21 protein-coding genes are annotated in these 20068 nt (G+C 63.0%); 14 read left to right on the top strand and 7 right to left on the bottom strand.

The window, feature by feature from the left end; all coding sequences use genetic code 11:
* Position 1: 1 nt before the first annotated feature.
* The 11 genes from ACYP01_RS22505 to tpiA all read left to right on the top strand — a co-directional run bounded on the left by ACYP01_RS22505 (position 2) and on the right by tpiA (position 11356).
* Positions 2-610 (top strand): riboflavin synthase, encoded by a 609-nt coding sequence (locus tag ACYP01_RS22505; RefSeq protein ID WP_003944892.1) that lies wholly within the window; start codon positions 2-4, stop codon positions 608-610.
* Between the two features lie 110 nt (positions 611-720).
* A complete protein-coding gene (locus tag ACYP01_RS22500) occupies positions 721-1995 on the top strand; it encodes a bifunctional 3,4-dihydroxy-2-butanone-4-phosphate synthase/GTP cyclohydrolase II (protein ID WP_003944833.1) in 1275 nt (424 codons plus the stop codon).
* Positions 1992-2489 carry a 6,7-dimethyl-8-ribityllumazine synthase gene (gene ribH / locus ACYP01_RS22495; RefSeq protein ID WP_003944999.1) on the top strand — a complete coding sequence of 166 codons (498 nt, stop codon included), beginning with the start codon at positions 1992-1994 and terminating at the stop codon, positions 2487-2489. Before ACYP01_RS22500 ends, ribH begins: the two co-directional genes overlap by 4 nt.
* Positions 2486-2959: a PH domain-containing protein gene (locus tag ACYP01_RS22490; protein WP_003944987.1), complete on the top strand. Its 474-nt coding sequence runs from the start codon at positions 2486-2488 to the stop codon at positions 2957-2959. The genes ribH and ACYP01_RS22490 overlap by 4 nt, the downstream gene beginning before the upstream one ends.
* Positions 2960-3033: 74 nt before the next feature.
* The gene (gene uvrC / locus ACYP01_RS22485) at positions 3034-5226 is read left to right on the top strand and encodes an excinuclease ABC subunit UvrC (RefSeq protein ID WP_459682525.1); all 2193 of its coding nucleotides are present in this window, start codon (positions 3034-3036) and stop codon (positions 5224-5226) included.
* Positions 5223-6122: an RNase adapter RapZ gene (rapZ, locus tag ACYP01_RS22480; protein WP_459682523.1), complete on the top strand. Its 900-nt coding sequence runs from the start codon at positions 5223-5225 to the stop codon at positions 6120-6122. The genes uvrC and rapZ overlap by 4 nt, the downstream gene beginning before the upstream one ends.
* The gene (locus tag ACYP01_RS22475; RefSeq protein ID WP_065455725.1) at positions 6119-7183 is read left to right on the top strand and encodes a gluconeogenesis factor YvcK family protein; all 1065 of its coding nucleotides are present in this window, start codon (positions 6119-6121) and stop codon (positions 7181-7183) included. Before rapZ ends, ACYP01_RS22475 begins: the two co-directional genes overlap by 4 nt.
* Positions 7180-8157, top strand: coding sequence for a DNA-binding protein WhiA (gene whiA, locus ACYP01_RS22470; protein ID WP_021344225.1), 978 nt, complete (start codon positions 7180-7182; stop codon positions 8155-8157). The genes ACYP01_RS22475 and whiA overlap by 4 nt, the downstream gene beginning before the upstream one ends.
* Before the next feature lie 158 nt (positions 8158-8315).
* Entirely contained in the window at positions 8316-9335 is a 1020-nt protein-coding gene (gene gap / locus ACYP01_RS22465) for a type I glyceraldehyde-3-phosphate dehydrogenase (RefSeq protein WP_003944851.1), read from the top strand.
* Between the two features lie 17 nt (positions 9336-9352).
* Positions 9353-10564: a phosphoglycerate kinase gene (locus ACYP01_RS22460; protein WP_003944901.1), complete on the top strand. Its 1212-nt coding sequence runs from the start codon at positions 9353-9355 to the stop codon at positions 10562-10564.
* Between the two features lie 6 nt (positions 10565-10570).
* Positions 10571-11356, top strand: coding sequence for a triose-phosphate isomerase (gene tpiA, locus ACYP01_RS22455; protein ID WP_459682519.1), 786 nt, complete (start codon positions 10571-10573; stop codon positions 11354-11356).
* A gap of 89 nt (positions 11357-11445) precedes the next feature.
* On the opposite strand, the gene ACYP01_RS22450 is transcribed toward tpiA, so the two are convergent.
* Positions 11446-12246: a tyrosine-protein phosphatase gene (locus ACYP01_RS22450; RefSeq protein WP_459682517.1), complete on the bottom strand. Its 801-nt coding sequence runs from the start codon at positions 12244-12246 to the stop codon at positions 11446-11448.
* 209 nt (positions 12247-12455) lie between these two features.
* Here ACYP01_RS22450 and secG point away from each other — a divergent pair, with 209 nt between their 5' ends.
* The 3 genes from secG (at position 12456) to ACYP01_RS22435 (ending at position 16457) form a co-directional block, all read left to right on the top strand.
* The gene (secG, locus tag ACYP01_RS22445) at positions 12456-12689 is read left to right on the top strand and encodes a preprotein translocase subunit SecG (RefSeq protein ID WP_003944946.1); all 234 of its coding nucleotides are present in this window, start codon (positions 12456-12458) and stop codon (positions 12687-12689) included.
* A 103-nt stretch (positions 12690-12792) separates the two neighbouring features.
* Positions 12793-15567: a phosphoenolpyruvate carboxylase gene (gene ppc, locus ACYP01_RS22440; RefSeq protein ID WP_459682514.1), complete on the top strand. Its 2775-nt coding sequence runs from the start codon at positions 12793-12795 to the stop codon at positions 15565-15567.
* A 104-nt stretch (positions 15568-15671) separates the two neighbouring features.
* Positions 15672-16457: an oxidoreductase gene (locus ACYP01_RS22435; RefSeq protein WP_372027802.1), complete on the top strand. Its 786-nt coding sequence runs from the start codon at positions 15672-15674 to the stop codon at positions 16455-16457.
* Here ACYP01_RS22435 and ACYP01_RS22430 read toward each other — a convergent pair.
* The 6 genes from ACYP01_RS22430 to ACYP01_RS22405 all read right to left on the bottom strand — a co-directional run bounded on the left by ACYP01_RS22430 (position 16444) and on the right by ACYP01_RS22405 (position 19905).
* On the bottom strand, positions 16444-16956 hold the full coding sequence (locus ACYP01_RS22430) for a hypothetical protein (RefSeq protein WP_007727952.1): 513 nt from the start codon (positions 16954-16956) through the stop codon (positions 16444-16446). The two genes, ACYP01_RS22435 and ACYP01_RS22430, sit on opposite strands and share 14 nt — an antisense overlap.
* A 172-nt stretch (positions 16957-17128) precedes the next feature.
* On the bottom strand, positions 17129-17377 hold the full coding sequence (locus ACYP01_RS22425; RefSeq protein WP_218960106.1) for a hypothetical protein: 249 nt from the start codon (positions 17375-17377) through the stop codon (positions 17129-17131).
* Positions 17378-17511: 134 nt separating this feature from the next.
* Complete coding sequence (locus tag ACYP01_RS22420; RefSeq protein ID WP_003944891.1) at positions 17512-17832, bottom strand: TfoX/Sxy family protein; 321 nt, start codon at positions 17830-17832, stop codon at positions 17512-17514.
* A gap of 27 nt (positions 17833-17859) precedes the next feature.
* Positions 17860-18582, bottom strand: coding sequence for an AAA family ATPase (locus tag ACYP01_RS22415; protein ID WP_118607249.1), 723 nt, complete (start codon positions 18580-18582; stop codon positions 17860-17862).
* Between the two features lie 32 nt (positions 18583-18614).
* Complete coding sequence (locus tag ACYP01_RS22410) at positions 18615-18959, bottom strand: iron chaperone (protein ID WP_459682508.1); 345 nt, start codon at positions 18957-18959, stop codon at positions 18615-18617.
* Between the two features lie 25 nt (positions 18960-18984).
* The gene (locus ACYP01_RS22405) at positions 18985-19905 is read right to left on the bottom strand and encodes an SDR family oxidoreductase (protein WP_064075321.1); all 921 of its coding nucleotides are present in this window, start codon (positions 19903-19905) and stop codon (positions 18985-18987) included.
* Positions 19906-20068: the final 163 nt, after the last annotated feature.

Raw genomic sequence — 20068 nt, 5'->3', positions numbered from 1 at the left:
CGTGTTCACAGGAATTGTGGAAGAACTCGGCGAAATTGTCGCCAAGGAAGAACTGGTCGATGCTGCACGTTTCACGGTGCGCGGGCCACTGGTCACCTCCGACGCCGGCCACGGTGATTCAATCGCGGTCAACGGAGTGTGCCTGACGGTGGTCGACGTGCTTGCCGACGGTTCGTTCACCGCAGATGTCATGCAGGAAACCCTGAACCGCTCGAGCCTGGCGAAATTGGATGTCGGCTCTCGCGTCAACCTCGAGCGTGCCGCGGCGCTGAACAGCCGACTCGGCGGCCACCTGGTTCAAGGGCATGTCGATGGAACAGGCCACGTCATTTCCCGCTCGCCGTCCGAGAACTGGGAGGTAGTGCGGATCGCACTGCCCGACTCCATTTCCCGTTACGTCGTGGAGAAGGGTTCGATCACCGTCGACGGAGTCTCGCTGACGGTCTCCGCGCTGGGCGGAGACCGCGGGTTCGAGTACTTCGAGATCTCGCTGATCCCGACAACGCTCGAGTTGACGACGCTCGGAACCGCTGTGGTCGGTACGCCGGTCAACCTCGAGGTGGACGTGATCGCGAAGTACGTCGAGCGGCTTCACTCTGCCGGTCGGTAGGACCAGGCTGATCGGACCCGTCCGATTGGTCGTAGGGTTGTCAGTGCATCCGTCGGATGCACTTGTTGTATTCGATGATGTGAAAAGTCAAGACTTTGGAGTGCGAGCACGTGACCAGGTTCGACAGTATCGAGCGCGCAGTAGCAGATATCGCTGCAGGTAAAGCTGTTGTCGTCGTGGACGACGAGGATCGCGAGAACGAGGGCGACCTCATCTTCGCCGCCGAGAAAGCCACCCCGGAACTGGTGGCGTTCATGGTCCGGTACACCTCCGGCTACCTGTGCGTGCCGCTCGACGGTGACGATTGCGATCGGCTGGGCCTGCCCCCGATGTACGCCACCAACCAGGACAAGCACGGCACGGCGTACACCGTCACGGTCGACGCCCGTGAGGGAATCGGTACCGGCATCTCGGCGTCGGACCGCGCTGCGACGATGCGTCTGCTCGCCAACCCCGAATCCGGTGCCAACGATTTCACTCGCCCCGGTCACGTCGTTCCGCTCCGCGCGAAGGAAGGCGGAGTACTGCGTCGTCCTGGTCACACGGAAGCTGCAGTCGACCTCGCCCGCATGGCGGACCTGCGTCCTGCCGGCGTCATCTGCGAAATCGTCAGCCAGAAGGACGAAGGCGCGATGGCTCAGACCGACGAGCTGCGAGTCTTTGCCGACGAACACAACCTTGCTCTGATCTCGATCGCGGACCTCATCGCGTGGCGTCGCAAGCACGAGAAGCACGTGCTGCGTATCGCCGAGGCCCGCATCCCCACCCGCCACGGTGAGTTCACCGCTGTCGGCTACACGAGCATCTACGACGAGGTCGAGCACGTTGCGCTGGTGCGCGGCGACATCGCAGGCCCCGACGGCGACGGTAGCGACGTACTCGTCCGCGTTCACTCCGAGTGCCTCACCGGCGACGTCTTCGGTTCGCTGCGGTGCGATTGCGGCCCGCAGCTCGACGCCGCACTGGACATGGTCGCCCAGGAGGGCCGCGGCGTTGTTCTGTACATGCGCGGGCACGAGGGTCGTGGCATCGGTCTCATGCACAAGCTGCAGGCCTACCAGCTCCAGGACGCCGGTTCCGACACCGTCGACGCCAATCTCGAACTCGGCCTACCGGCGGACGCCCGTGACTACGGCATCGGTGCCCAGATCCTCGTCGATCTGGGGATCTCGTCGATGCGTCTGCTGACCAACAACCCGGCCAAGCGTGTGGGTCTGGACGGCTACGGCCTGCAGATCACCGATCGTGTTCCGATGCCGCTGCGCGCGAATGCGGAGAACCTCACCTACCTGCGCACCAAGCGCGATCGGATGGGGCACGATCTGATCGGACTGGACGAGTACGAGGCGAACCAGAACACCGCACAGCCGGGAACCGCACTGTGAGCGGCGAAGGTCAGCCGCAGCTCGCGATCGCCGAGGCCAAGGATCTGAAGCTGGCGATCGTTGCCGGGCAGTGGCACGCGACGATCTCCGAGGCCCTGATCGCCGGCGCGCAGCGCGTCGCGCAGGAAGCACAGATCAAGGACGTGACACTGGTCCGTGTCGCCGGCGCGATCGAACTGCCGGTCGTTGCGCAGGCATTGGCGCGCACGCACGACGCCGTCGTCGCTCTCGGTGTTGTCATCCGCGGCGGCACGCCGCACTTCGAGTACGTGTGCGACGCGGTCACCGCGGGCCTCACACGCGTCTCGCTCGACGAAAGCACCCCCGTGGGGAACGGTGTCCTGACCACCGACACCGAGCAGCAGGCTCTTGACCGTTCGGGTCTGCCGGGTAGCGTCGAGGACAAGGGCGCACAGGCCTGCGCCGCCGCACTGGACACCGCAGTGACCCTGCGCCATCTCCGAGCACCATGGACCGAGGATTCGTTTCGATGAGTACACCCGGCGACAACGAGAACTGGGAACTGATTGCGTCACCGCGTAAGTCGACGCGATACGCGATCGGAGTTGCCGTCCTCCTGGTGATCGTTCACGTCACTCTGGCACTCCTGCTTCGCCAGGGGTCCACCGGCGTGTACTTCCGTGCCGCGGACCAGATCGCGATGGCAGGCATCGGCACCATTCTGGCTCTCGGTGTGCTGATGTTGACGCGGCCCCGGGTCAAGGTGGGCAAGCAGGGTATTGCCGTACGAAACATCCTGGGCGAGAAGATCGTCGACTGGGATCTGTTCGAGGGACTCTCGTTCCCCGACGGTGCCGCCTGGGCACGCATCGAATTGCCCGACGACGAGTACATGGCAGTGATGGCGATCCAGTCCAACGACCGCGAGTACGCCGTCGACACGGTCGGTAAGTTCCGCGAACTGGCCGACCGCTACGCACCGGTCGCGCACAAGAGCAACTGACGTCTTCCGACCGGTTCGGTGCCCGCATCCTGCGTGTTTCCGAGTCGGTCGGTGGCGGCGACTAACCTGAAACCGTGCCGGATCCCTCGACTTACCGCCCCACTACCGGAACCATTCCGGCTGCGCCGGGCGTCTACAAATTTCGCGATCCGCATGGTCGGGTCATTTACGTCGGAAAGGCGAAAAGCCTCCGTTCACGTTTGAACTCGTACTTCGCGGACGTCACGACACTTCATCCCCGTACTCGGCAGATGGTGACCACCGCCGGCAGCGTCGAGTGGACCGTCGTCAGTACCGAAGTCGAAGCGCTTCAGCTCGAGTACAACTGGATCAAGGAATTCGATCCGCGGTTCAACGTCCGGTACCGCGACGACAAGACGTATCCGGTTCTCGCTGTGACGCTCAACGAAGAGTTCCCGCGCTTGTTCGTCTACCGCGGTCCGCGGCGCAAGGGTGTCCGGTACTTCGGTCCCTACTCCCATGCCTGGGCCATCCGCGAAACACTCGATCTGCTGCTACGAGTCTTTCCCGCACGAACGTGCTCGTCCGGAGTCTTCAAACGACACAACCAGATCGGCCGGCCGTGTCTGCTCGGCTACATCGACAAGTGCTCGGCGCCCTGCGTCGGGCGAGTCAGCGCCGAGGAGCATCGACAGATCGTCGAAGATTTCTGCGACTTCCTCGCCGGCCGCACGGACAAGCTGGTCAAAGATCTCGAAAAGCGCATGCAGCAGGCTTCCGAGGACCTCGACTTCGAGACCGCAGCCCGTCTGCGTGACGATATCGGCGCTTTGCGCAAGGCGCTCGAGAAGCAGGCCGTCGTACTCGGTGACGGCACCGACGCCGATCTCGTCGCCTTTGCCACCGATGATCTCGAAGCCGCCGTTCAGGTGTTCCACGTGCGGGGCGGACGCGTGCGGGGTCAGCGTGGATGGGTCGTGGAGAAGGCAGGCGACGCCATCGACTGGGCCGCACTCGACGCCGAGTCCGACCTGCCGATCCTGGTCGAGCAGTTCCTCACCCAGTTCTACGGGGAGCAGGCGGCCCTCGACCCGGGAGCGGGTTCCGAGGCCGGGATCAGCGCAGTTCCCAAGGAAGTTCTGGTGCCGGTTCTGCCGGCAAACGCGACCGAGATCCAGGCGTGGCTGAGCAAGCTTCGGGGATCGCAAGTGCAACTGCGGGTTCCGCAACGCGGCGACAAGAAAGACCTCGCCGAAACAGTCCAGCGAAACGCGAAAGAGGCTCTGGCGCAGCACAAGCTCAAGCGCGCCGGCGATTTCACTTCGCGTTCTGCGGCGCTGCAGGGCATCCAGGAAGCACTGGACCTGGACTCGGCTCCGCTACGAATCGAATGCATCGACATCAGTCACGTCCAGGGAACCGACGTCGTGGCGTCACTGGTCGTGTTCGAGGACGGGCTCCCGCGTAAGTCGGACTACCGCCACTACGCGATCAAGGAAGCTGCCGGCGACGGTCATTCCGACGACGTCGCGAGTATCGCGGAGATCACGCGTCGGCGGTTCCTGCGCCACAACCGCGACCTGGGCGTCCTCGCGGCGTCGGCGTCGACCATGGACTCGGACGGTGGGGACCTGGCTCCCGAAGCGGCGATCGACCCGGCGACGGGCCGGCCTCGGCGGTTCGCCTATCCGCCCAATCTGTTCGTCGTGGACGGCGGCGCCCCTCAGGTCACGGCGGCAGCGGCGGTCCTCGACGAACTGGGGGTCACTGACGTCGCGGTAGTCGGGTTGGCCAAAAGACTCGAAGAGGTATGGGTACCGGGGGAAGAAGATCCGGTCATCCTCCCTCGGACGAGCGAGTCGTTGTACCTACTGCAGCGCATCCGAGACGAAGCCCACCGCTTCGCGATCACGTTCCATCGCAGCAAACGCTCGAGGCGGATGACGGCTTCGGCTCTGGATTCGGTCAAGGGGCTCGGTGAAACTCGTCGAACCGCTCTGGTGGCTCACTTCGGTTCCGTGGCGAAGCTGAAAACGGCAACGGTCGAGGAGATCATGCAGGTCCCCGGTATCGGTGAGACCACCGCCACAGCAGTTCTGGCCGCACTCGGCACGGATTCGGCTGCAGCCGACGCGGGTGCTGAAGCTCGAGCGCTGCCAGCCGCGGTAGGGGATGATGAGCTGGACACGGAATCCGAATCGTCTGTTACGTCTGCTGACGCGCCCAGCGCCGAATCCGGTAGCGGTGACGAGGGCTCCGAGTCGCGAGAATTGTCCATGCCGACGACGGGGCCGAGTGCACAGTGACTACCGACAGCGCCAAAGACAGTCGAACGATGGATTTCCTGCTGGTGACGGGATTGTCCGGAGCAGGTTTGAGTACCGCTGCCAAGGTGCTCGAAGACCTCGGCTGGTATGTCGCGGACAATTTGCCACCTGAGCTCATTTCCCGAATGGTCGGTCTGAGCCTGACCTCCGATCCGCCGGTCGATCGTCTCGCCGTCGTGATCGACGTGCGGAGTCGACTCTTCACCGGCGATCTCGGGTGGGTGCTCACCGAACTCGAGGCGGAACCGATCCATACTCGGGTGCTGTACCTCGAAGCGTCGGACGACGTGTTGATCCGACGGTTCGAACAGGTGCGCCGCAGTCATCCGTTGCAGAACGACGGCATCGACGGCACGTTGTCCGAAGGGATCGCAGCCGAGCGTCGGCAGTTGGCCGTGGTGAAGGCGGCCGCCGATCTGGTCATCGACACGTCGGCACTGAAGGCGCATCAGCTGCGTCAGAAGATCGAAACGGCGTTCGGGAACGATGCCAACCGAACGATGAAGGTGACGGTCCAGTCGTTCGGATTCAAGTACGGCCTGCCGATGGACGCCGATCTCGTCTGTGACGTTCGTTTCCTGCCCAATCCCCACTGGATCCCTGAACTTCGCCCGCACACCGGTCAGGATGCCGACGTTCGCGACTACGTGTTGTCCCGCGAGGGCGCGGAAGACTATCTCGACACCTACCGACATCTGGTGGATTTGACGATCGCCGGATATCGACGAGAAGGAAAGCGCTACATGACAATTGCGGTCGGATGCACCGGCGGTAAGCACCGAAGCGTGGCCATGTCCGAAGCTCTCGCGAGGAGTTTGGGTTCCGAGGACGACATCTCGGTCAGCATCGTGCACCGGGATCTGGGGCGCGAATGAGTGAACCGACACATCGCTCGCGGGAGACACCCGAAGGGCCGGCCATCGTCGCGCTCGGCGGCGGGCACGGATTGTTCGCCACGCTCCAGGCCGTCAGACGCTTGACGGTCGACGTCACCGCCGTGGTCACGGTCGCCGACGACGGTGGTTCGTCGGGCCGGCTGCGCGCCGAACTCGGCGTCATCCCGCCTGGAGACCTCCGGATGGCGCTGGCAGCTCTCGCGTCGGACGAACCCGAGATAGTCGACTGGACTCGGACCATTCAGCATCGCTTCGGCGGTGTCGGCGCACTTGCCGGGCACTCGGTGGGCAATCTCATCCTGGCCGGACTGACCGAGGTGCTCGGCGATCCGGTCGTCGCGCTCGACGAGATGGCGCGACTGCTGCGAATCCGTGGCCGTGTGCTGCCGATGTCGCCGATCGCGCTCGAGATCGAAGCCGACGTTCAGGGACTCGAAGAGGACCCCCGCGTCAGCCGCTGCATTCGTGGACAGGTTGCCGTCGCGACCACCCCGGGCAAGGTTCGGCGTGTGAGACTGCTCCCGTCCAATCCGCCCGCGTGCCCCGATGCCGTGACTGCGATCGATCGTGCCGATCTCGTGGTTCTCGGCCCGGGATCGTGGTTCTCGAGCGTGATCCCACACGTCCTGGTACCCGAACTCGTCGAATCACTGTCGTCGACGAACGCTCGAAAGGTGCTGGTGCTCAATCTCGCACCCGAGCCGGGGGAGACCGCCGGATTCTCCGCAGAGCGTCACCTGCACGTACTCTCCCAACACGTGCCCGATTTCCGGGTCGACTACGTGGTGGTCGACTCGGCGTCGGTACCGGCCGGGCGTGAACGTGAACATCTGCAGCGTGCGGCGGATCAATTTTCAGCCGAAGTCAGGTACGCGGATGTCGCGGACACCTCACCGGGCGCAGCGCATGTACACGATCCGGCAAAACTGGCCGATGTACTGGCTGAACTGTCGAGCAGTGCGGCAGTAGGGGATTCGACACAGTCTTCCCTGCAAGAACAGCAATCCGAAGAACAGAGGGAGAACGCTTCGTGGCAATGACAGCGGAGGTCAAGGACGAACTGAGCCGGTTAGTGGTGACTCAGGTCAGCTGCCGCAAGGCAGAGGTCTCCGCGTTGCTGCGCTTTGCCGGTGGGCTCCACATCGTCGGCGGCCGGGTGGTCGTCGAAGCAGAGGTGGATCTGGGCTCCACGGCGCGACGTCTGCGCCGGGAGATATTCGATCTGTTCACCTACAGTGCCGACGTGCACGTACTCAGTGCGGGCGGGCTTCGAAAGTCCGCGCGCTACATCGTGCGTGTGGCGAAGGAGGGTGAGGCCCTCGCACGCCAGACGGGACTGCTCGATCTTCGCGGGCGTCCGGTTCGCGGCTTGCCTGCGCAGGTCGTCGGCGGAAGTGTCGGCGACGCCGAAGCAGCGTGGCGCGGTGCGTTCCTCGCGCACGGTTCCCTGACCGAACCCGGCCGTTCGTCGGCGCTCGAAGTGAGCTGCCCGGGCCCGGAAGCCGCACTTGCTCTGGTTGGAGCTGCGCGACGTCTGGGGATCTCGGCGAAGGCACGTGAGGTTCGCGGAACGGATCGTGTGGTGATCCGCGACGGTGAGGCCATCGGCGATCTCCTGACCCGAATGGGAGCCCAGGACACACGTCTGGTGTGGGAGGAGAGGCGGATGCGACGCGAGGTCCGCGCCACCGCCAATCGTCTCGCCAATTTCGACGACGCAAACCTGCGACGCTCTGCTCGCGCTGCCGTTGCGGCTGCTGCGCGCGTCGAGCGTGCGTTGGAGATCCTCGGTGAGGACGTGCCCGATCACCTCGCGGCGGCGGGTGCACTGCGCGTCGAGCATCGGCAGGCGTCCCTCGAAGAACTCGGCCAGTTGGCCGACCCGCCGATGACCAAGGACGCCGTTGCCGGACGTATCCGTCGCCTGCTGTCCATGGCTGATCGCAAGGCCAAGGAAACGGGCATACCCGACACCGAATCCGCAGTGAATGTGGAGCTACTCGAAGAGGGGTGACCTGCCCTCCGTCAGGGTGGGCTGCGCACGTTCGGGCCACGCGCATTAGGGTATGAGTCACATCGACCGATGAACCCCACGTCCGCGTCGTGCACACACGGATTCGGAGTATGCGTGGGTCAAGTTGCACACCAGAATCATGGTCAAAGGAGCGAATTGTGACTGTCCGGGTTGGCGTAAACGGTTTCGGCCGTATCGGACGTAACTTCTTCAGGGCGGTGGATGCGCAGAAGGCGCTCGGAACCACCGATATCGAGATCGTGGCAGTCAACGACCTGACTGACAACGCGACGCTCGCTCACCTGCTGAAGTACGACTCCATCCTCGGCCGTTTGCCGTACGACGTGTCGCTCGACGGTGACGACACGATCGTCGTCGGCGATCAGCGCATCAAGGCCCTCGCACACCGTGGCCCGTTGAACGAACTTCCCTGGGGCGAGCTGGGCGTCGACGTCGTCGTCGAGTCCACCGGCATCTTCACCGACGCCGCAAAGGCCAAGGGACACCTCGAAGCCGGCGCCAAGAAGGTCATCATCTCGGCTCCGGCCAAGGGTGAAGACATCACCATCGTGATGGGCGTCAACGACGACAAGTACGACGGCAGCCAGAACATCATCTCCAACGCGTCGTGCACCACCAACTGCCTCGGCCCCATCGCCAAGGTTCTCGACGACGAGTTCGGCATCGTCAAGGGTCTGATGACCACGATCCACGCGTACACCCAGGATCAGAACCTGCAGGACGCTCCGCACGCAGACCTCCGTCGCGCCCGCGCAGCTGCCCTCAACATCGTTCCCACCGGTACCGGTGCAGCCAAGGCAATCGGCCTGGTTCTCCCGCAGCTGCTCGGCAAGCTCGACGGCTACGCACTGCGCGTGCCGATCCCCACGGGCTCGGTCACCGACCTCACCGCGAACCTGAAGAAGTCGGCCACCGCCGACGAGATCAACGCTGCGATGAAGGCTGCTGCCGAAGGACCCCTCAAGGGCATCCTGAAGTACACCGACGCACCGATCGTCTCCTCGGACATCGTCACCGACCCGCACTCGTCGATCTTCGACTCGGGTCTGACGAAGGTCATCGACGACCAGGTCAAGATCGTCTCCTGGTACGACAACGAGTGGGGCTACTCCAACCGCCTCGCCGACCTCATCGGCCTCGTCGCCAAGTCTCTCTGAGCGGAGTTTCGATAACAGTGGCAGTTCAGACGCTGAAGGATCTGCTGGACGCTGGGGTCGAGGGGCGCACCGTACTGGTGCGTTCCGACCTCAACGTCCCGTTGGATGGCGGAGAAATCACGGACCCGGGTCGCATCGTCGCGTCCGCTCCCACCCTGCGGGCACTCGCCGAGGGTGGAGCGAAGGTCATCGTGACCGCGCACCTCGGGCGCCCCGACGGTCAGCCCGATCCCAAGTTCTCCCTCGCACCGGTTGCCGCGAAGTTGGCCGAAATCCTCGGTCGTAACGTGCAACTCGCCGGTGACGTCGTGGGACAGGACGCGCTGGCTCGTTCCGAAGGACTCACCGACGGTGACGTCCTGATGCTCGAGAACATCCGTTTCGACCCTCGCGAGACCAGCAAGGACGAAGCCGAGCGGGTCAAGCTCGCCAAGGCTCTCGTCGAGCTGGTCGGTGACGACGGCGCATTCGTCTCCGACGGATTCGGTGTTGTTCACCGTAAGCAGGCGTCGGTCTTCGACGTCGCGAAGCTGCTCCCGCATTACGCCGGATACCTGGTCGGCGCCGAGGTCGAGGTGCTCGCCAAGCTCACGCAGGACGCAGCGCGTCCGTACGCGGTGGTGCTCGGTGGCTCCAAGGTCTCGGACAAGCTGGCCGTCATCGAGGCACTGGCACCGAAGGTCGACACTCTGGTGATCGGCGGCGGAATGTTCTACACGTTCCTCGCGGCTCAGGGTGTGTCCGTGGGCAATTCGCTGTGCGAAGAGTCCATGATCGAGACCTGCAAGGATCTCCTCGACCGGTACGCCGACGTCATCCACATCCCTCAGGATGTTGTCGTCGCGGACTCCTTCTCGGCCGATGCCGAGTCGAAGATCGTTCCGTTCGACAAGATTCCCGACGGCTGGATGGGTCTGGACATCGGACCGGAGTCGGTCAAGCGCTTTGCCGCGATCCTGACCGGCGCCAAGACGGTGTTCTGGAACGGCCCGATGGGCGTGTTCGAGTTCCCGAAGTTCGAGGCAGGCACCCGCGGTGTCGCCGAGGCAATCGTGGAGGCAACCGAGAAGGGCGCCTTCAGCGTCGTCGGCGGCGGCGACTCCGCAGCAGCCGTTCGTCAGCTCGGTATCCCGGACGAGGGCTTCTCGCACATTTCCACCGGTGGTGGCGCTTCCCTCGAGTACCTCGAGGGCAAAGAGCTGCCTGGCATCGCAGTACTGGAAGGCTGATCCGACATGGCACGTAAGCCGTTGATCGCCGGCAACTGGAAGATGAATCTGAACCACCTCGAGGCTATCGCCCTGGTGCAGAAGATCGCTTTCTCCTTGCCTGCGAAGTACTTCGACAAAGTGGACGTCACGGTCATCCCGCCGTTCACCGACATCCGAAGCGTCCAGACGCTGATCGAGGGCGACAAGCTCCTCCTCACGTACGGCGCGCAAGATGTCTCGGCTCATGACTCGGGTGCGTTCACGGGCGAGATCAGCGGCTCCATGCTGGCCAAGCTCGGTTGCACCTTCGTCGTGGTCGGTCACTCCGAGCGTCGCACCCTTCACGGTGAGACCAACGAGACCGTCCTCGCGAAGACGAAGGCTGCTCTCAAGAACGGCCTCACGCCGATCGTGTGCATCGGCGAAGGCCTCGAGATCCGCGAAGCGGGCGAGCATGTCGCCTACAACGTCGACCAGCTCAAGGGTTCGTTGGCGGGCCTGAGCGCGGAGGAGATCTCCAAGATCGTCATCGCGTACGAACCTGTCTGGGCCATCGGCACCGGCCGTGTCGCTTCTGCCGCCGATGCGCAGGAAGTGTGTGCTGCGGTACGAGCAACAGTGGCCGAACTTGCCGACACCGAGGTCGCGGCCGGCGTTCGCGTTCTGTACGGCGGTAGCGTCAGCTCCAAGAACGTCGGAGAGATCGTCGGCCAGACCGACGTCGACGGCGCTCTTGTCGGCGGCGCGTCACTCAAGGCTGACGAGTTCGCGACACTGTCTGCGATCGCTGCAGGCGGTCCACTCCCGTGATGATCGGGTAGTGAGCTGAAACTGCTCGAGACTAAGACTGCGGGTGTGTGACCGAGTAGGTCACACGCCCGCAGTTTTTTGTTCGCGAGTCAGCTCAGGAGTTTGGTTTTCAGAGCGCCGACGAGTTCGGGAGCAAGCTCCAACCCGGAGGTCAAATAGTTCTCGACGGTCCCGTAGTGGTCATCCACCTGCTCGAAGGCAGCGCCCAGGTAACTCGCGTCGACGGAAAGCAGCAACCGGATCACCTCGCCCTTGTCTGCATCTGTGGCAGCGGCGATCTTCGCAACTGTTGCATCGATGTACTCGGCCGAGTACGTGTTCGTGAGCAGGTAGTCCGCCGTGATCGTTTCGCGCGGTACACCAGCGAGTGTCTGCAGTAGTGCTGCCGCCCAACCTGTTCGGTCCTTGCCCGCCGTGCAGTGGAAGAGTTGCGGCCCCTCGGTGGTCGCCAGGGCGGCGAACAACTGCGAAAATCCGTTCCGAGTGACGGGGTCTGCGACAAAGCTGCGATTGATGTTCTGCATGAAAGCTGTTGCAGCGTCCGCTGTTCGGAGAGCCATCGCTTCGGCGTGGATGTTTCCGGACAGGATGGGAATGTGGGCGTACATCGCCGGCGCCGGCACGATGTCGGGAGTTTCGTTCGCCTCGGTTTCGGAGCGCACGTCATAGACGGCGGTCAGCCCCAGCGATTCCACGATTGCAAGATCCTCGGGCGAGGGCGTCAGTACGTTTGCACGGTAGAAGACTCCGCGGCTCATCGCCTGTCCGCTGGTCGTGACGTACCCGGGGCCGGCCACGTCGCGGAAGTTGTGAATCGAAGCCAGACGCGGTGTGTCAGGCAGGGGTGTGTCGGGCAGGGCAGTGTTGGGCAGGGCAGTGTCGGAAAGCATGGAGCCGGCCTTTCGGAGGTAGAGTCGCGTCAACTGAAAAACTACTGAATCGGTATCTCGACAGTGTGATCGATGCCACTGACCAAGAATCGTGCCTGGCCGGGTGCAAAGTCATGTGCGAGGCGGGTATGTGGTCAGGCTATCTGCGCGCGCCTGTATGGTGTTATCGGTTGTAGTTGTCCCTATTGGATTGGTGGACGTAGACAGACATGAAACTGTTCCTGGATATCCTGCTGGTCATCACCAGCTTGCTCCTCATCGCCTTGGTGCTCCTGCATCGCGGTAAGGGCGGCGGTTTGTCGAGTCTGTTCGGTGGCGGTGTCCAGTCCAGCCTGTCCGGATCGACTGTTGTCGAGAAGAACCTCGACCGGTTGACGGTCTTCACCGCGTTGATCTGGCTCATTTCGATCGTCGGCATCGGCCTGGAGATCAAGTTCGCCTGATTCTCGGCTCATGACTTACAGCCGGTAGTTTTTCACACACGAATTTCAGACACGGAACCCCGCCTATCGAGCGGGGTTCTTTGTTTCGGTCGATAATTGTGTGATGACTGAAACCGCGTCGCATCGAGAAACACCGCGAGAGGCCACCGAGCCGCTGCGCGAAGACATCCGGCTTCTCGGCGGAATACTCGGACAAATAGTGCGAGAGCAAGCCGGCGACAATGTGTTCGATCTGGTCGAGCGAGCCCGTGTCGAGTCGTTCCGAGTCCGTCGTTCGGAGATCGATCGCGCCGAACTGGTGTCGCTGTTCGCCGAAATCAGTACGGACGACGCCATTCCCGTCATCCGGGCGTTCAGTCACTTCGCACTGCTCGCCAACCTGGCCGAGGACATCCACCGCGAGCGTCGACGGGCCATCCACGTCAACGCGGGGGAACCGCCCCGCGACAGCACTCTCGCGGCCACGTACACCAAACTTGATGCAGCCGATATCGATTCGGCCACCGTCGAAGAAGCGCTTCGGGGCGCCCTGGTCTCACCCGTCATCACCGCTCACCCGACGGAGACTCGACGCCGTACGGTGTTCGAGACGCAGAGTCGGATCACCGAGTTGATGCGATACCGCGAGCGCACGGCGCTGAGCGTCGCAGAAACCGCTGATGTCGATCTGCAATTGCGCCGTCAGATCCTGACCCTGTGGCAGACGGCTCTGATCCGGCTCAGCCGCCTCCGCATCCAGGATGAAATCGAGGTAGGCCTGCGCTACTACGACGCAGCGTTGTTCGAGGTGATTCCGAAGATCAACGCCGAGGTTCGCAAAGCTCTGCGCACTCGTTGGCCGGACGCCGGGCTCCTGCCGGAACCGATCCTGAGGCCGGGTTCGTGGATCGGCGGTGACCGAGACGGCAATCCGTACGTGACCGGCGAAATCGTCCAGCGTGCCACGTCGCGCGCTGCGGCGACTGCTCTCGAGCATCACCTCGAGGAACTCGAACATCTCGAGCGTGAACTGTCGATGTCGGCGCGGCTGGTTTCCGTCACGCCCGAACTCGATCTGCTGGCGTCTACCTCCGGCGACGACTCTGCCTTCAGGGCCGACGAGCCGTACCGTCGCGCGATTCGCGGTATCCGCGGGCGCTTGAGCGCCACAGCACTGACGGTACTGGGGGAGTTGCCCGCCCACGGGTCCGACGACGGACTCGAGGCGTACACCGACCCGGCACAGTTGCAGCGGGATCTCGGAATCATCGACACCTCGTTGCGTCGTTTCGGTGACGAGACCATCGCCGACGATCGACTCGATCGGCTCCGAGAAGCGGTGGAGGTGTTCGGCTTTCACCTGTCCGGTCTGGACATGCGGCAGAACTCCGAGGTACACGAAAGCGTCGTCGCAGAACTTCTGGCGTGGGCCGGAGTTCACCCGGACTACGCGTCCTTGCCGGAAGCCGATCGAGTCGAATTGCTGTCGGCCGAGTTGACGACGCGGCGACCACTGACTTCGCCGGACGCCGAGTTCAGCGAATTGACCACCAAGGAACTGGCCATCATGGCGGCCGGTGCCAAGGCAGTGCGGGCTCTCGGAGCGGGTGCGGTACCCAACTACATCATCAGCATGTGTACCTCGGTCAGTGACATGCTCGAGGCTGCAGTGCTGCTCAAAGAGGTCGGGGTGCTCGATCCGGGCGTCGGTAGCGAGCCCTCGTGCCCGATCGGCATCGTGCCGTTGTTCGAGACGATCGAGGATCTGCAGGGCGGCGCCGACACATTGCTGGCGACGCTCGACATCCCGATCTATCGTGCGATCGTCCGTTCCCGTGGTGACAGTCAAGAAGTGATGCTCGGGTACTCCGACTCGAACAAGGACGGCGGGTACCTGGCAGCCAACTGGGCGCTGTACCGTGCCGAACTCGACCTCGTCGATGCCGCGAGTAAGAGCGGAATCAGGTTGAGGCTCTTCCACGGCCGCGGCGGAACCGTCGGACGTGGCGGCGGACCGAGTTACGAAGCGATTCTGGCTCAGCCTCCCGGTGCAGTCGCTGGTTCTCTGCGAATCACCGAGCAGGGTGAGGTGATTGCGGCCAAGTACGCCGAACCGCGTCTGGCACATCGCAACCTCGAAACACTCATCGCCGCGACTATCGAGTCGACGTTGCTCGACGTCGAAGGACTCGGCAGCGATGCCGACGCTGCCTACGCGGTACTGGACGAGCTCGCGGCCCTCGCCCGCACCGCGTACAGCGAATTGGTGCACGACACACCAGGATTCGTGCAGTACTTCGAAGCGTCGACACCGGTCGCCGAGATCGGGGCACTCAACATCGGCTCTCGTCCGGCCTCTCGCAAGCAGACCAAGGCGATCTCCGACCTGCGAGCGATTCCCTGGGTGCTCTCGTGGAGTCAGTCTCGCGTGATGCTTCCGGGTTGGTACGGAACCGGCGCCGCGTTCGAAAGATGGATAGACGGAGACGACACTCGGCTTGCCACGTTGACGGCCCTGTACGAGAAGTGGCCGTTCTTCCGAACCGTTCTCTCGAACATGGCCATGGTGATGTCGAAGTCGGATCTCGGTTTGGCGGCCCGGTACGCGGACCTCGTGCCCGACGCCGAACTGCGCGATCGAGTCTTCGGAATGATCACCGACGAGCACGAACGCACAATTCGCATGTACAAGGCAATCACGGGCAACGAGAACCTCTTTGCCGACAACTCGGGCCTCGAGCGTTCGGTCCACAACCGGTTCCCGTACCTCGAACCTCTCAACCATCTACAGGTCGAGCTGATCCGTCGGTACCGTTCCGGCGACGAGAGCGATCAGGTGCGTCGGGGTATCCAGCTGACGATGAACGGCCTGGCCACTGCGCTTCGTAACAGTGGCTAGGTAACAGCGGCTGGTTCTGCAGGTTTACCAGGGTGTGCGTGCGGCGACTCTAGAGCTGTCGTACGCACACCCAACGCTGCGCACCGGACCGAACGGGGACCGCAGTGGATCTGCAATTGGACGGACGAACTGCCGTCGTTACCGGCGCGGGAAAAGGTATCGGACTGGCTGTCACGCGGGCGTTGGTGGCCGAGGGAGTCCACGTCGTCGCGGGCTCGCGGACGCTCTCGCCGGAACTCGAATCGCTGCAGTCCGGCGGCGCCGTCACCTTTGTCGGCGTCGACCTCGCGAGTGTCGAAGGATCAACCCGACTGCTCGAGGTTGCAGCAGTGAGGGGCGGCGTCGACATCCTGGTCAACAATGTCGGGGCCGTCACCCCGAGAACGAGCGGTTTCGCGGCCATCACAGACCAAGAGTGGGCGGCGTCGTTCAATCTGACGTTCTTGTCGGCTGTACGCACTGTTCGCGCTGCGCTGCCGGAGTTGATCCGCCGAGGTGGCGGGAGCATCGTGACGATCAGTTCGGTCAACGCATTCTTACCTGACCCCACGGTGATCGACTACAGCGCCGCCAAAGCGGCGTTGACCAACTTCTCGAAGTCGTTGTCGAAAGAACTGGGCGGGCAGGGGATCCGCGTCAATACCGTCAGCCCTGGCCCGGTGCAAACGGAGTTGTGGCTCGGCAAGCACGGAGTGGCCTCGACGCTGGCGAAGGCGAGTGGATCAGCCGCCGACGACATCGTCGAAAGCGCCGCGGCCGGAGCCGAGACTGGGCGGTTCACCTTCCCCGAAGAGGTTGCCGACCTGGTGTTGTTCCTCGCCAGCGATCGTGCGGGGAACGTGACAGGCGCGGATTTCGTGATCGACGGCGGTCTGATCAAGACCTTGTGATCATTGCTGCCTGAAACCTGATCATGTGCGCGACGGTCGACGACGTGATGCACAGGATCACTGCGGACGCGATGACCACCCACAGTCCCCACCCGATGGACGGTCCGGCAGTGTGCCCTGCGAACTCGGTACTACGTCGCACGATGGACGCGGCGTTTCCGACGGCAACGATCAAGACCGCGATTCCGACCAAAGGGCCGGTGCAGTGATTCTTGATCTCGGGCGTGACGTCTCGAACCATGAGGGTGATCAGCGCGGTCACCGCACACAGAGCGAGGACGAGAGTGATCACTCCGCATTCGTCGATACCACTGTGGTCCAGCGCGGAGGATGACGTCCACGGGCCGAGGCTTCCGGCGACGATCCCGGCGCACGCCCAGAGCGATCCGATGAGGCTAGGTCCGAAACGGTCGGGCATGAGGGAGGGAATTGCGCGGGTCGACGGCAGCTGAAACCCGAAGGCGCGTTGGTGATCCGGCTGATTGGGTGTGAACGTCACGGGACGGACCACCTTTCCTCCGCGGCGTCGAGCCGCCCAATCCAATGCTTTTCCGGAGTCTAAGGGCCGCCCAGTTCACTTTTGCCGAATCGAGCGAAATTGATCGAACCGGCGCTAGGGCTCGAGCAACTCGGCGTGAGAACATTCGTTGCAGCCCGCACCGACGAGGCGCTTACTGTTCAAACGGCGTCGTGAACGACACTGGTTTGCCGGCGGCGCGCGCGTACGCGATCTCTCGGCGCGTGGACTCACCGATGTATCCGCGAGGGTTGACGACCAGAACCCGATCGGCGAGGTCGATCTTGCGCAGATGGAGCGCGTCGAGCAGGATCTTCTGCTCGACAGAAACCGCCTCGTCTGCTTCAACCGGCGCGACGACGATCACGCCCGCGAACGTCAGGTCGCGGTTCGCCTCCCGCATCTCTTCAGCGAATCGCGCAGAGCCGCAGATACAGACAATCTCAGGTCGATCGGGCACGGTTCAGTCTCTCATCGACGCGAGAGCCCGCGGCCACACCAGTCTCGTCAGATATCTTCGGCAACGCACCCCAGCTGTCAGTGAACGAAGTCCAGAGCTTCCTTGATCCACGCGTTGAATTCGACGTTCGAACTCGTCCCGGTTCGGTCGACGACGATCCATCCCTTGCTCATCGGCTTACCCCGCATCTCGGGCCAGCTTGCACCCTTGTGCGTCAGAAGCTCGTCGACTCGATCGGGGTCACACCGAACCATGATGTTGCCGTGTGAGTTCGCACTGGCGGCCAGCTTCCCGTTCACCATGAAGCTCAGCCCACCGAACATCTTTACTTCCTCGACGTCGTCCTCGCCCGAGAGCGCATCGCGGATACGCTCAGCCAGCGCTTTGTCGTATGCCATGGAGGCCTCCTGGGGTGGAGTTCCAGGTTAGATCAGATGGCGCAGGTACGTGTGCGGGTCGTGAAGGAACCGCTGCCAGTTCGACACCAGATCGAGGTCCTCCCAGCTCGAGGCTCGGATTCCCCATTCTCCGATCTCGAGCAGGTTGGCGTTCGGCAGCGCCGCGATGATCGGCGAGTGCGTCGCGATCACCGCCTGCGCGCCGGATTCCACCAGCTCGCCGAGCAGCGCCGCCAGTGTCAGGGTTCCTTGGAAGGAGAGTGCGGCATCGGGTTCGTCGATGAGATAGAAGCCGCCGTCGGAGGTCCTCGACGACAGGATCTCGAGCAGCGCCTCACCGTGGGAGAGGTGATGGTAAAGCGGTTCAGGTCGCTTGGGATTGGGGTTGTCCTCCAAGTACGTGTACAAACCGTGCAGGGTTTCGTCTCGGAGGTAGTACGCCCACTTCGATGCTCCGGGACTCCGCTCGATCACAAGGTCGAGGCCGCCCGGTTCACTCGATCGAGTCTGATGCCGCGTATTGGTCGACCCGCCTTCGGCGTTGAGACCGAGAACGGCGGCAATAATTTCGATGACGGTCGACTTTCCCGCTCCGTTTTCGCCGACCAGAATGGTGACACCCGGTGGAAGCTCGAGACCGTGCTGAACGATCTGCGCGACTGCAGGCACCGTCATCGGCCAGCTGCCTACGTCGGCGCCCGACGATGGCCCGGCCTTGATGCGGCGGATGGGTTGTCTCTGCACGGCCATACGTTCTCACAAGGCTCCGACGAGAACGGACGTTAGTGGCGCTGCGCGAGCAATTCGACGATCTGAGCCACGAGATCGAGAGGGATCGGTTTGTTCAGCGGGAACTTCACCGTTGATTTCGCAGCCCGGTAAGGGTCGACGGACTTCTCGAACTCGGCGTCACCCGCCGGGAGCGGGTACATCGAGATGTGGTTTTTCCAGCCTGCGAAGTGAATCAGGTTCTTTCCGTTCACCGTCATGGTCGGCATCTGATAGCTGATGGTCTCATCGAGGCCTGGAACCGTGTTGTGAATCGTCTCGCGGATACTCTCGAGGGCTGGTTGCACGTCGGTGGGAAACGAAGCGATGTATTCGTTGATCGTCGCGAATTCGGCCATGCGCGGATCATAGTCGCAGCCGGATTCATTTGGTCCGCCAGAAATCGGGGCGGCTGCCGTCCGCGTCGGTGAACCCGTATTCCGTTCCGAGTTCGCCTGAACTGACCGATCGCTGATTCCATCGCTGTCGATTCGGATCGGCAGCGATGGCCGCGATCGCACGTCCGATGAATCTTGGTGACTCGGAGCGTGCGAAATCCGCGGGCGCAGTCGGACCATCCCGCTCCGGCAACAGAGCGTCACGCCAATTCGATTCGCCGACACCAAAATTGTCCAGCATCATCTCCGATCGCAGGAACCCGGGAGTGATGGCGACGGCAGTACATCCAAACGGGGCAAGTTCGTGGCCTTGCGAAAATGCGAGCCTGTTCACGGACACCTTGGCCAAGTCGTAGAACACCGAGATACGATAGTTCGATGCGTTGTATTCGGTAGTGCCATCGGTTATTTCGGCGACCAGTCCGCCTGGCCTATCGGTCATGAGCGGCAGGAGGTGGTGCGACGTGGTGATGTGGGTGTCGATCGCCAGGCGCAGAATGTGAAACCCCTTGTCCAGATCGTGTTCCCATACCGGCGTGTTCCACTCCGCCGGCCCACCCTTGAGTAATTCCGCGCCCCAGATGTCGTTGACCAAGATGTCGATATGGTGATAGTCGATTCGCAAGCGTTCGGCGAGATCAGCCACTTGTTTGCTCTTGAGATGATCGACGGCAATCGGCACGCCGACGCCGCCCAGTTCGGTGACCAACTCTGCCGTCTCTTCGATGGTCTCTCCGCGCGGATAGTCCGACTGAAGAATTCCGGCAGATGTGCTCCGGCCAGTGCAGATGACGGTTGCACCGGCCTCGCCCAATGCCGCGGCGATTCCGCGTCCGGCGCCCCTCGTCGCCCCGGCAACTACAGCCACTCGCCCGCGAAGTGCGTCCGGATTCGGTGTCCACGACATTGTTCGATTGTTCTCGCCTGGATTGCTTCGTTCAAGAGTGAACGCGATCTGCGGAACCGAACGTTACTTTGCGGCGTCCAAGGTAGTAATCACTCGGATGAAGGAGGCAGCGGGAGAGATGAATCGTTGTGTGGGGCGCAGTGCCGGTTGGAGAAACGGGATC

This window comes from Rhodococcus sp. no. 34 (assembly GCF_054589475.1).
The sequence above is the reverse complement of the archived record's forward strand: the minus strand, read 5'-3'. Positions and strand labels throughout refer to the sequence as shown.

Bases quoted from the DNA above. Each gene is read 5' to 3' on its own strand.
- ACYP01_RS22450 (WP_459682517.1), bottom strand. From the start codon at position 12,246: ATGCTTTCCGACACTGCCCTGCCCAACACTGCCCTGCCCGACACACCC.
- ACYP01_RS22410 (WP_459682508.1), bottom strand. From the start codon at position 18,959: ATGGCCGAATTCGCGACGATCAACGAATACATCGCTTCGTTTCCCACC.
- whiA (WP_021344225.1), top strand. From the start codon at position 7,180: ATGACAGCGGAGGTCAAGGACGAACTGAGCCGGTTAGTGGTGACTCAG.
- ACYP01_RS22425 (WP_218960106.1), bottom strand. From the start codon at position 17,377: ATGCGGGAGGCGAACCGCGACCTGACGTTCGCGGGCGTGATCGTCGTC.
- secG (WP_003944946.1), top strand. From the start codon at position 12,456: ATGAAACTGTTCCTGGATATCCTGCTGGTCATCACCAGCTTGCTCCTC.
- ACYP01_RS22475 (WP_065455725.1), top strand. From the start codon at position 6,119: ATGAGTGAACCGACACATCGCTCGCGGGAGACACCCGAAGGGCCGGCC.
- tpiA (WP_459682519.1), top strand. From the start codon at position 10,571: ATGGCACGTAAGCCGTTGATCGCCGGCAACTGGAAGATGAATCTGAAC.
- ACYP01_RS22405 (WP_064075321.1), bottom strand. From the start codon at position 19,905: ATGTCGTGGACACCGAATCCGGACGCACTTCGCGGGCGAGTGGCTGTA.
- ACYP01_RS22415 (WP_118607249.1), bottom strand. From the start codon at position 18,582: ATGGCCGTGCAGAGACAACCCATCCGCCGCATCAAGGCCGGGCCATCG.
- ACYP01_RS22490 (WP_003944987.1), top strand. From the start codon at position 2,486: ATGAGTACACCCGGCGACAACGAGAACTGGGAACTGATTGCGTCACCG.
- ppc (WP_459682514.1), top strand. From the start codon at position 12,793: ATGACTGAAACCGCGTCGCATCGAGAAACACCGCGAGAGGCCACCGAG.
- ACYP01_RS22420 (WP_003944891.1), bottom strand. From the start codon at position 17,832: ATGGCATACGACAAAGCGCTGGCTGAGCGTATCCGCGATGCGCTCTCG.